Origin of the sequence: Streptomyces sp. NPDC090442 (assembly GCF_044769405.1) — a bacterium.
GTDB lineage: Bacteria > Actinomycetota > Actinomycetes > Streptomycetales > Streptomycetaceae > Streptomyces.
The window spans coordinates 1-11,472 of sequence record NZ_JBIVXW010000131.1 but is presented as its reverse complement, the minus strand read 5'-3'; the positions used below and the strand labels follow the sequence as shown (position 1 = coordinate 11,472).

General features: G+C 66.1%; 7 protein-coding genes. 2 read left to right on the top strand and 5 right to left on the bottom strand.

Features of this window, described 5'->3' with window-relative positions:
• Window positions 1-340 precede the first annotated feature (340 nt).
• Window positions 341-1,840, bottom strand: a complete 1,500-nt coding sequence (locus tag ACIQU6_RS42710; RefSeq protein ID WP_403487791.1) for an ATP-dependent nuclease — start codon at window positions 1,838-1,840, stop codon at window positions 341-343.
• Between the two features lie 546 nt (window positions 1,841-2,386).
• Between ACIQU6_RS42710 and ACIQU6_RS42705 the strand changes: the two genes are divergently transcribed.
• Window positions 2,387-3,589 (top strand): tyrosine-type recombinase/integrase, encoded by a 1,203-nt coding sequence (locus ACIQU6_RS42705; protein ID WP_403487789.1) that lies wholly within the window; start codon window positions 2,387-2,389, stop codon window positions 3,587-3,589.
• 400 nt (window positions 3,590-3,989) lie between these two features.
• Here the strand turns inward: ACIQU6_RS42705 and ACIQU6_RS42700 are convergent, their stop codons facing one another.
• From ACIQU6_RS42700 to ACIQU6_RS42685, 4 genes are read right to left on the bottom strand one after another with little or no spacing between them, the layout of a single operon-like run.
• Entirely contained in the window at window positions 3,990-4,592 is a 603-nt protein-coding gene (locus ACIQU6_RS42700; RefSeq protein ID WP_403487787.1) for a DUF4291 domain-containing protein, read from the bottom strand.
• 17 nt (window positions 4,593-4,609) lie between these two features.
• Window positions 4,610-5,173: a hypothetical protein gene (locus ACIQU6_RS42695; RefSeq protein ID WP_403487785.1), complete on the bottom strand. Its 564-nt coding sequence runs from the start codon at window positions 5,171-5,173 to the stop codon at window positions 4,610-4,612.
• 11 nt (window positions 5,174-5,184) lie between these two features.
• Window positions 5,185-9,030 carry an RHS repeat-associated core domain-containing protein gene (locus ACIQU6_RS42690; RefSeq protein WP_403487783.1) on the bottom strand — a complete coding sequence of 1,282 codons (3,846 nt, stop codon included), beginning with the start codon at window positions 9,028-9,030 and terminating at the stop codon, window positions 5,185-5,187.
• Entirely contained in the window at window positions 9,027-9,758 is a 732-nt protein-coding gene (locus ACIQU6_RS42685) for a WXG100 family type VII secretion target (RefSeq protein WP_403487781.1), read from the bottom strand. The genes ACIQU6_RS42690 and ACIQU6_RS42685 overlap by 4 nt, the downstream gene beginning before the upstream one ends.
• Before the next feature lie 284 nt (window positions 9,759-10,042).
• Between ACIQU6_RS42685 and ACIQU6_RS42680 the strand changes: the two genes are divergently transcribed.
• A complete protein-coding gene (locus ACIQU6_RS42680; RefSeq protein ID WP_403487779.1) occupies window positions 10,043-11,215 on the top strand; it encodes an HNH endonuclease in 1,173 nt (390 codons plus the stop codon).
• Window positions 11,216-11,472 lie beyond the last annotated feature (257 nt).

Here is an 11,472-nt window from a genome sequence, read left to right as displayed (position 1 = left end):
GCAATACCGCCCCGACACCCTCAACGGCTTCATCGCCGGGACCAGACTCTCCCTCGACCCACCACCATCACCTTGAAACGCCGAAGTCAGTAACCACCCCGGCCGGCTTCCGCCCCCGCACGTGCGAGTGGAGGGGCCGCCATGGTGGCCACTGACGTTCCTAGCGGGAGCCTTTTCCTGGGATCGGCGGCCTGGGCCTCGGCGTCCAGGCCGCTCTGGGTGTCCTGTCTCAACGAAGTTAGGCCCCCGCCTCGCGTTGACCTGCGCGGACTAAGTTGAATGAGACAGTTCTCGGACAGTCGGGGTGCCCCAGAGTGGGCACAACCCGGTTCTGACGACTTTACGGCTGGCTGCCGTCCCGGCGGGGAAGCTTGTCGCCGACTGCCTCGACCAGAGCCTTGACCTCCTCGGGGAACCTCCGGGCCCAGGTCGTCAGGAACGCGCCCTTGACGATGTGGCCGGAGGTGAAGTCCAGGTCGCCGCCGATCTGTTCCCAGATCATGTGCCTGTCCCAGTTCGTCAGCGCGCGTTCCCTTACGACCTTCTTCACTCGCTCTTGGTCGTGCAGGCCGAGATGGAGGGCAAACGCGAGTCGACCTGCTTCCTCATCGAGACAGTCCAACACCCGTTCCAGCACATGGGCTTCGGGATAGCTGGATCCAGGAAGCGTGAAGATGCCCTTATCCGGGTTGGCGCGTTCTGCCTGGTCGCCGTCGAGAATGCAGATCGACGGATAGGTTGCGGTGGGGTCGATGTTGTGATGGGTATTGACCTTGAGGGCTGGGTCGTGCCCTCCCATGGCATGCACCTTGACCTCGTCGAGCTCGATGCCACCATGACTGCGCAGAGCGGTGAGGACCATGAGCTCGGCGAAGTCGTCCTCGACGAAGATCGCGAGCTTGGCCTGGATCTGACCGGTGATGGTCCGCAGGGCTTTGACGTCGAGCTTCCCCTGGATCACGTTGCCTTGCAGAGCTGCCCATATGGCCTTGGAAGGCAGCGGGGCGAGCGCGTCGTTGGAGTGCGTGGTGAAGATGACCTGGCAGGACTTGCGGTGGGCGACGCCGATCAAGTACTCGACCATGCGCTGAGTGGCCATCGGGTGCAGACCGTTCTCGATCTCCTCGATGAGGATCATGGCCCCGGGTGAGGCCGCTTCGACTTCGGCGACGATCCGGATGACGCTCGCCTCGCCGGCACCGAAGTGGAACTCGGAGTACCCATCCCCCCGAGGGGTAAGCCCGGAGAAGAGCGAGACCTTGCCCGCAGTGTCCACGTAAAGCTTCCGGAACCCCTCGATCCGCTTGACCAGGATCTTCGCGGCATGCTGCGTGACCTCGGGATCAAGGGCCACCTCGCGGGCGGCGGCGAAGGACCCGCCGACGGCGGCCTTGAGCTTGGATCGCTCCGTGGCGGGCAGGGTCCGCTCGACTCCGAACACCAGCACCTCGCGTTCCAGGGCGGTGCGGTTCCACTTCAGTTGCTTGAAGCTGGCGGTGCGTGAGACCGACAGGCGCGGCGTGTGCTCCTTGTCGATGAGCTCATACTCGATCGACCAATTCTGCATGCTGGCGTCGTACTTGCCGCTCTTGGCGAAGAACCGTCCCGGTGACACGCTCTTGTAAGCCAGCGCCGCCGCCCCCAGGACAGTGGTCTTGCCCCCGCCGTTCGGCCCGACAAGTGCGGTGACGGGGAAGTCGAAGGTGACCTCTCGATCCGTGAACCCCCGGAGCTTCCGCAAAGTCAGCCGTTTGAGGTATTTGCCGTAGTTCTCCTTGGATGCTTTGGTCTCCAAGTCGGTGATCACGCTGGGCCGGACTTCGCTCCTGTAGTCAGCCACCACTGCCCCCTATGTGCCTCTCGACTACTTGTTGGTTCATCGTCCCAGATCTGATGAAGTGAAGGATGGCCCGTCGCCCAAGAGTGGGTCTGATGAGGCGGGAGGCCGCGGGACAGGGGGCGGTTGCGAGTGAGGGCGTCTCGGACGAATCGGGATGCCGTAGCGGTCGGCAAGTCGCAGAGGGGCAGGCCCTTGTCGTGGGCAGCCGCTGATCTGGGGCTCAGTTATGGAGCGGGTGAAGGGAATCGAACCCGCGCTCTGATCTTGGGGATCACCGGCCCGAATGGGCTGATTGACGCCGTGCCCTGTGCCAGGAGTCGTGTGGCTGGTCACGGGAGGCGGGTGCCCCTCCCGTGACCAGCCGCATGTTCAGCCCGGGCCGGACACCGCCGATACAGGCGTATGGCCTCGGTGTTCCAGCGTTGCAGGACTGACAAGCGCAGCAAGCACTATCCATGTGCGAAGCCACGCTGCGGACACCCGTGGACGGTCCGGTACCGGGAACCGGGGGGACAGACGGGCCGTCAGCGCGAGGTGAGCTTCCCGATGAAGACCCAGGCCTGGCAGTTCGCCGCGCGGGTAGAGCACCTCAAGGACCAGGGACTCTTCCTGGACCCCAAGCGCGGTGCCGTCACCGTCCGCGCATACGCCGCGGACTGGCTGGAGCGCCGACTCGTCGGGGAGAACACCCACCGCAACTACGACAGCTTCCTGCGCCTGCACCTCCTGCCGCAGCTGGGCCGCAAGACGCTCGCCGCCGTGGAGCGGGCGGACATCGACCGGTTCTTCGCCGCCCTGAGCACCAGGCTTTCGGCGAGCACGGTGCACGACCGCATGACGCTGGTCCGCAACCTGTTCCAAACCGCGGTGGACGAACGGCGCATCCCTCGCAGCCCGGTGGACGGCGCCAAGCTCCCGCGGGTCGGCACCGGCGCGGTCGACGAGGACGCGATCCCGACCCGGGAAGAGGTCGACCTCATCGCCGGGCACATCGGGCCGTACTACCGGCTGTCAGTGTACCTGCAGGCCGGCGCGGGCCTGCGGGTCAGCGAGGCCCTCGCCTTCGCCACCCAGTGCCGCCGGGCCGGCATCCTGCGGGAGCAGGTGCGCCGCACGGCGCACCGCGCCGACTGCCCGGACCGCTTCGTCCCCCTCAAACACCGCACACCCGCCGCCTACCGCGATGTTCCGCTGCCCGCCTTCCTGGAGCAGGAGATCGAGGCGCACCTGCGGCGCTGGGGCGCCACCTCGGTGGGCGGCCGGGACGTGCTCTTCGCGCGACGCGGAGCGGCGGCGGGGGCCATGCCGACGGCGACCACCTACGGCGCCGACTTCCGGCGGGCGGTGCGGGCGGCCGGCCTCCTCGGCCGGGACCGGACCCTCAAGTACACCCCGCACACCCTGCGTCACTTCTTCGCCTCCACTGCGCTGGCGCACGGGGTGCCCCTCCACGAGGTCTCCCGGTGGCTCGGGCACGCGTCGATCAAGACGACGGTCGACATTTACGGGCACCTGGTGCCCGCCGCGTGGGAGCGTTGCCGGCAGGCCCTGGAGCAAGGGCTGGGCCCGGCGCCGGCCGATGCATCCGCGGCGCCACGGACGTCCACCGGACCGCCCCGGCTGCTGGATCGTCGCTGGATCCGGTCGGCGGAATCCGGGTTTGCGCAGGTCACTGCGGAGTTGCCGACATTCCGCTTCAACGTGTGTTGCACGTCGCAGCATCGGTGTAGTGATCTGACAAACATGTAGGTCAAACGAAGGCAGCCCTGGGTGGGGTCGGCCCCCTTGCCGCGCCGGTTGCCGGATCCTTGCTCGGTTTCCTGACGGTTCGCCACCTCTTGTTGTCCCTGGCCATTCGTGCCGCTGCTGGATCTGGGCTGGGCCGGGACGCGCCCGGCTGTGGATTTCGTCGCGGCCGGGCGGCGCGGGGTGGTTCGGAGCCGCTGGGTGTGCCGTTGCCGGCGGATGTTGGTGATGGGCTGGTATGGGGCCGGTAGCGCCGTAGGGCTTTGGAGAGGCGCGCGCAGCGCCAGTTGTATGCCATGGCGCGGAAGGCGTTGCGGATGCCGGTCAGGGGCTGCCAATCGCGGGTGTAGTCGCGTAGAAAGCGCGTTCGTCAGCAGTCACGCTGAGGCCAGTCTGCCTGCTCTCATCCAGAGGAGCCCAGTCGGCTGCGAATGTCCGCGGGAAGTGGGTAGTGCACCTCTGCGGGGATTGCGGCGTCGGCTCTGTCTTGTCTTCCGGCGCGTACGTCCTCGTGGATGGCCTGTACCAGGGGCGTGATGTCGCGGAGTTCGACGATCCATTGGTCCACGTACAGGTCGACGGCCTCGCCGGACAACCCCACTTGGATCGCGCGGTCGGCCAGGGGCGAGAGGTCAGTGGCGCGCTCGGGGTCCCATTGCACTCGTACCGGGCTGGCCGCCTTCAGGGACCGCCAGGCGGATTCGCTGTCGTGCAGCTCCGGTTCGAAGTGGCTCAGGCAAGCATGGCGCAGGGCCCATTCGAACCCGGTTCGGCTGATCTGAATCGCCAGAACTCGTTCCTGACCGGGCTTGGTTGCCCAGCCGGAGCGGTACATCATCCAGCGAAACGACGGCTTGATCCAGGTCATGCGGTCGCGTTTGAAAGGTGCAACGAACTTGCCGGCGGCGACTGCCGGAAGCGCGATCTGCGGAGGGTACGCCTGGTAAACGGTGATCGTTTCTGCGGTGTACTGGGCGCGGACGAGGCGGCTGCCGGAAACTTTCACGGGTTGGTCTGTGGGGCTCACCCTCGCTGTCCAATGATTTCCTGCGCCCATTCCGAGGTGTCTGCCAGAAAGGGCCCGGAGACCTCGTCCGCGCCAGCCGTGTACAGGAGCCAGCGCAATTCGTCACAAGCGAAAAATGATTCGCCCCAGCTATCGGTCCAGACGCGTACCTGCCGGCCCTCGACCTGAGTGACGTCCCACCATGCCCAACCCCTGAACTCGTTGTCGGGATCGAATTCGAAAAGCCACCACTGCAGGTCCCACGATTTCTCGTTGACTGCCGCATGGTAGCGATCCATGCCGCGACGGGAGAACTCCGCGGTCTCACTCCCGGCGCCACCGCTCGCTGCCGCGAACCATTCGGGAATGCCCTCGGTCGGCAGGTCTTCATCGTCGAAAGACTCGGTGATGGCGAGATCGAGCGCGGTGGACAGCACCGTCCGTACCCGATGAATGTAGTCCTGCGGGTCGACCGCTGGAACGACATCGAAGACGGTGAGTACGGGTGGGGCTTCCTCGGTCGAGGGCCGGGCCTCCACTCGCTGTCGTTCCTGGCGCAGGTCATCAATCTCGTGAAGCATCCACACTCCCATTACATATTCTTGATCATCCTACCAGAGTTGGGCTTGATTTCCCCCATGAATTCGTCGAGCAGCTTGGCCGGAATTCCATACAGGTCGGGCCCCTTGGTCGGGTCTGATATCTCTGGCTTATCGCTCTTGTACTTCTTCCAATCTTGCTTGCTGCCCTCCCAATCGTCCGGGGCGCCTTGCGGAACGGCGGTTTCACGCACTTTTTCGAGATAGGACTTGGGCATATCGAAGGCGACGATCTCGTCAGGCCTTGATTGCCCACTCCGATACTCCGTGGTGTGCTTGATGTCGTTGCTCATGTTCACGTACAGGGACTGCTTCCCCTGGAGGGAGACCTCACCGTTCGGACCGATCTTGATCCGCTGGCTTCCAGGGTGATCGGTCTGTTTCCGGTAGACGGTGATGTAGTCGGGGGAGAGGCCGAGGGGGTCCGTCCAGGTGTGCGGATTGTGTACGTAGGTGGCGGGGTTGGGGGCTGGTGCAAGGCCCAGGGGATCCGGCGTGGTGTAGCGCGCGGTCTCCGGGTCGTAATAGCGGTGCAGGTTGTAGTGGAGCTGGGTCTCTGCGTCGAAGTACTGGCCGGGGAACCGGATCGGTGTATATGCGGTGTCCTCGTTGCGCCACGTGGTGGTCCCCCAGAGGGTGGACCTGGCGCGCCAGGCGATGTCGCCCGTCTCGTCGACGAGTTCCCGCGGCGCGCCGACCAGGTCCGTGACGATGGCGTAGAAGCGCCGATCGATCTCCTCTTGGGGCGCGGTGCCGGCCGGCGACTTGTGTTCGCTCTGCGCTATCGGGCCTTGGCCGTCGTAATCCCAGGTCAGAGTGACGGTATCGGGGCGGCCGGCTACCTGTTGGGTTTCTTCGACGAGGGTGGAACCGTCCCAGGCGAAATCCGTTCGCTGCAGAACGGTGCAACCGTCGACGTCCAGCCGCTCCTTGGCCGTCCGGCGACCCAGCGGGTCGTAGCGGTAGCGCCAACGCGTGCCGTCGGGAGTGACCACCGAGGTGAGCCGGTCCTGGGCGTCCCACTCGTAGGACCAGACATCCGGCTTGCGTGACAGCCGGTTCTTGATGCGGGTGGTGACGCGGCCCTGGGCGTCGTAGGAATAGCGGACGCGCCCGGCTGCGATCAACCTGTTGTGGTCATAGGCCCGTTCGCCCTGCGCGTCATTGCCCGGGTGCCGGTCAGGCCACTGTCCCTCGGTCTGGTTGCCTGCTTCGTCGTAGGCATACCGCTCCGACCACCTCTGCGCCTGTACGGCGACGACCCGCCCACCCGCGTCCAGCTCGTAGGCCCGGTCCCCGTTCAACTGGTCGGTGACAGCGGCGAGATGGTCATCGGGGCGATAGGCGTACGTACGCTCTTGGAGTCGCTGACCGCGTCCCGTGAGCGTCTGCGTGGTGATGCGTCCCCGTGGGTCCCAACCATGGGTGAGGGTGATCGCGTCACCGAAGTGCCGAGCCGTCTCTTGGCCCGCGTGATCGAAGTCGAAGGTGAACGCATGCCCGGAGGCGGACATCGCGGTGCGGTTGCCGGCGGCGTCGTACGTCCAGGTGCTGACGGCTCCGGAGGGGGTGGTGCGTCGAATGCGGCGCCCCAGGGCGTCGTAGGCGGAGGAGACGATGCGACCATCGCATTCCTCCGCCAGGACCCGGCCGAGCTGGTCACGCTCGTAGGTAACCGTCGATTCCCAGCCAGCGGCCCTCAGCAGGTGACCGGCCGGATCGTAGCGGAACTCGACGGCATCGTCCTCGGTGTGTTTCAGCGCAATCCTGCCGAGGGCGTCACGCTCGTAACGCGTTATCTGGCCCAGGCCGTTGGAGCGGGAGACGAGCCGTCCGGCGGCGTCGTGGGTGTACTGCAGGGTGCGGCCGTCGAAGTCGGTCTCCCCGACGAGGCGTCCGGCCGGGTCGTAGTCGTACGTCCAGCGAAGCCCGCGGGGGTCGGTGACTTCGGTCAGCCGCAGGTGCGCGTCGTGGGTGTATGTGTAGCGGGCTCCGTCAGGAGTGATGCGGGCGGCCAGGACATCGAAGTGGGTCCACTCGTAGTGAGTGGTGTTGCCTGCCTGATCCGTGTAGCGCGTGCAGTTGCCCTCGCCGTCATACGTCCAGGTCTCCTCTGACGCGTCCGGGTGGACACGTGCCGCCAGCCTGCCGTCTGTCGTCCATACCAGCCGTGTTGTGGTGCCCAGGGCGTTGGTGATGGCGGTGACGCGCCCAAAGGAGTCGCGTTGACAGCTTGTCCGAGCGCCGGTCGGATCCACGGTGCTGAGCACCCGGCCCGCTTCGTCAGAGGAAAAGTGAGTGACGTGCCCCAACGCGTCGGTGACCGAGGTGAGGTGGCCGCGGCTGTCGTAGGTGTACCGCGTGGTGGCGCCGGTGGGATCCACGACAGCGGTGCGATTGCCGCGTGAGTCGTACTCCTGCCGCCACAGGGCGCCGTCCGGTGCTGTGACTTCTACGGGTAGGTGCAGGTCGGAGTAGGCAACGGTGGTCTGTGTGCCGTCCGGGCGGTGGATGGCTGTCGTTCGCCCGTGCTCGTCATGGTCGAACGTGGTCCGCCGACCGAGGGCGTCCGCGACTGCCGTGATCCGGTCGTGGCTGTCGTGTTCGGTGTGGATCGTGTTGCCGAGCGGATCTGTCTCGGCGACGATCTGCAGCCGGTCGTTGACCGTGTAGCGGGTGGTGTTCCCGTCGGCGTCGGTGGCGGTGGTGACGCGCAACCCGGTGACGAGATCGGCAGCGCTGTAGGTGAAGCGAAGGCTGACGTGCCCGTCCTCGCCGCCTTCGGCGGTGCAGCGGTCCTGATCGTCGTAGTGGTACTCGTAACGGCGATGGTTGCTGTCCGTCCAGGAGGTGACGCGGCCCCGGGCGTCGTAACCGAAGTTCAGGGGTTGCCCGGCGGCGTTGGTGACGGTGGTGAGGTGACCGTCGGTGTACTGGTACCGCCTGATCAGCTGGTCGCCGCCGTCGGGTGCGGCTCCTGCGAGGTGGAGGGCGGTGATCCGGTCGTCCTCCGTGGTGAGGAGGAGGTGATGGCCGGATCCGTGGCGGATGGCGACCGGTGCTCCTGTGCGGTCGTCGTAGTCGAATGTGATCCGGTTGCCGTTGCGGTCGCTGATTTCGTCCAGGAGCGCCAGTCCGGCGTCGTGTGCAGCCGGGAGGAAATACCGGGTGTGACCGGTGTCGGGCCGGTGCAGAGCCCAGTCGCCCTGCTCGGTCAGCGTCAGGGGCCATTGCGGACCGCGGACGGGCAATACCTCCTCGCCCGCTTCGGGACGCGGGTAGGAGAGGAGAAGGCCGTCTTCGGCGACGAAGACGATTCCCTGGTCGTCGATTTCCAGGCGCTGGTCGGCCGTCGACGACCACGAGGGACCGAACCAATGGCCGGCCCGATAGCCCGACTCCACACGGCGGGTGAAGTCCAGGGGTAGCGTCCCCTCCAGCGCGATATCCCGTTGCGGCAGGAACATCTTGCCGCTGGCCATGTCCACCGGGTCGCTCTTCCCGGAGTTGACCGTGTCGGACGGCCGTGTGTGGCTGTTGGGATGGCTGTTGTTCGTCTGCTCACGACCGGGCCCCTTGCCCCGCTTGTTTCCGGCGGATTTGAGGGAGGTGCCAGGGCTGCGGTTGGGGGCCTTGGGGTCTTTCGTGTGGCCCTTGAGGAGTTTGTCGAGTTCCGACGCGTGCTTGGCGTCGTTCTCGGCGTGGTTGGTGGCGACCTTCTTCAGCCGGCCCCCGGCATCGTGGTACAGATCCTGGACGGCCTTGCTCGCGTCCTTGGCCAGGGTCTTGCCCAGTTTCTCCGCGCCGTGCTCCAGCGCCTTGACGATCCGGTTGCTCACTCGAAGCTCACCCCCGCAGCCTTCGACTCGAACTCAGCGGCGTGTGACGCCACGGTCTGCGCATGCCCGCGCAACACCTCGGCGCGCGCGTGCAACTCCTCCGGATGGATCGAGAAACTCTCCCCCACACCACCTCCACCACCGGCGGAGACGCCGAGCGCGGACTCGGCGGCCTGGAAGACCATGCCGCTCACCGCCTTGCCGACCACCTCCACCAAGGGGTTGATCGCGGCCTCGATGACCTGGCCGATGATGTACTGCTCCAACTGCTGCTCAAGGAAGTTCACCAGCTTCTTGCCCGCCGCGATCACCAGTGCCTCGGCCGCCTCCGCAATGCCCAGGGTCGCCACCGCCGCCGCCTGATCGGCCACGAACGTGATGGCGAGCACGATCAGTTCACCGATCGCCTCCACCTTCATCGCCACAATCGTGTCTGCCGCAATGTCGAGCGCTGTGGCCACCGTGTGGCAGGCGTTGATCAGCTCCGTCATGTGACCGTTCGACAGCTGCCCCCACTTGGCCAGCAACGCCTCGTACGACGCCCCCTGATACACCTCGGCCAACTGGTGGACCGTCGACGTCGAGTCCTTGTGGGTCTCGTCCAGCTTCTGTACGAAGTCCCGCACGTGGGACGCGAACTCGCGGACCTTGTCCTCGTTGACGTTCGGCCAGTTCACCCCGATGAACTGAAGGAACGACACCACCTCATCAGGCAGCTCAATCGCCATACTGATCCCCCTCAGCATTACCGACGCAACAGCCCATCAGACGATGACCAAGGGGGCTTAACGAAAAGGTAAAAGCATGCCCTTGGTATCTGCAGTAATGCGCCTAGAAGAGGGCGAAACCGTCGACTGGTGAACCCATACCTCTCAGCCGACGGGCCCGCGGGCATCTGGAGGGTACCGCTGAGGAGTACCGGATGACCGTGGACGAAGCGGCCAACTGGCGGGCGATCGCGCTGGTGCAGGTGGAGCCCGAAGCGGCGTGATGCGCTGTCATGCTGGCTGCTATGGAGTTCACGTCCGACCACTGCGCCAATTGTGACGCGCAGCTTCCTGACGACCTGTCGCACCGGCCCGTGCTCTTCTGCAGCACCGGCTGCGCCCAGCTTGCCGAGTCGATCCGCTACCGGCGCAAGCTGCGGAGCGAGGGTCGCGAGGACGACACCGAGGCCATGTACGGGTTCCGCATGAAGTTCCTTCAAGCTCTCGCGGGCGGCTACCGGAATATACGGACCACGTCGGAGGTCCGGCAGGCCGTGATCGAGCGGGCTGCAGGCTCGTGCGAGATGTGCGGAGCGCTTGGTGCGCAGGTCGACCACATCGACGGTCCCCCACAGCAGTTGGGAAACCTCCAACTGCTGTGTCTGGACTGCCACCGCGCCAAGGCCGAGGCGTGGCTACGCCCGGCATCAGCTGAGGAGCGCGCCCGCATCGAGCATATTTTCGCCACCCGGATCAGGCCGGCGGAGCCGACGCGGCTGTGTGACGACTCGGAGTGGGTGGCGTCGTGGCGCGGGTTGCGGCGAGAGCGGGCCGCCCGGCTGCGGGCACGCGGGATAGCGGGATCCCTCCGGGCCGTGCAGAAGGGGGCGAAGCCTCATCAGCGCTCCACTCCCCTCACGCAGCCGGTCCCACCGCCCCCGAGAAGGCCGGAGTCGCCCCGGACGGTGCGCCCATTGGACTTCTACCCGGCCCGCAACGGTAAGGGAATGCTCCATACCACTGTCCGCGATGGACGGGGTACGCACCCGCACGAGAGGGCGACGGCCGGCGAAACCGCTTCTTGTCGGCGGACGCTGCTGCTGGATACCACGGCGCAAGCGGTGACCATCCCCGCAGGGGCGCTCATTCAGGGCTCCGGGAAGCTCAAGGTTTGCCAGCGGTGTCTGGCGTCGGCCGAGCGGGAGCACGCTGAGTCGAGCGTCGGCCGTGCGCATCTTCACCTGGCCGTGGATATCGCCTGCCGCCCCCGGAAAGGCACGCTGCATATCGCCTACCAGGATGCTCCACAGAAGCGACAGCAGGAGGGGCGCAACCCCCTCCAACCGCTGTGCGGGGCCCCATTCATCCTCGAAGATGGGGCGATGACGACGTTCACAGCGGGGACCACGATCGATGTCCTCGACCGGCGCCGGGTATGTGGGAACTGCGTGGCCTCCGCTGGGGGCTGGCCGAGTTAAACAGCATCGATACGACCGTTGGTGATGGGAGACGATGGCCTGGCGGAGTTTCTCGCTCTCCGGACACCCCGTCAGGTTCCTGTATATCTGCCGGTGACCTTCTCCTCGGCGCGACCGGGCAGAAGGGAAAACCGCCCGCTGTCCGCTGCTCGTCATGGGACCGGCTTCAGGCGCAGGAGCTGCCCGGACGTGTACGACCACGGGTCCTTTCGCCTTCTCCGTACCCAGTCGGCGGCGGGTGAATCGTGATTCACCCG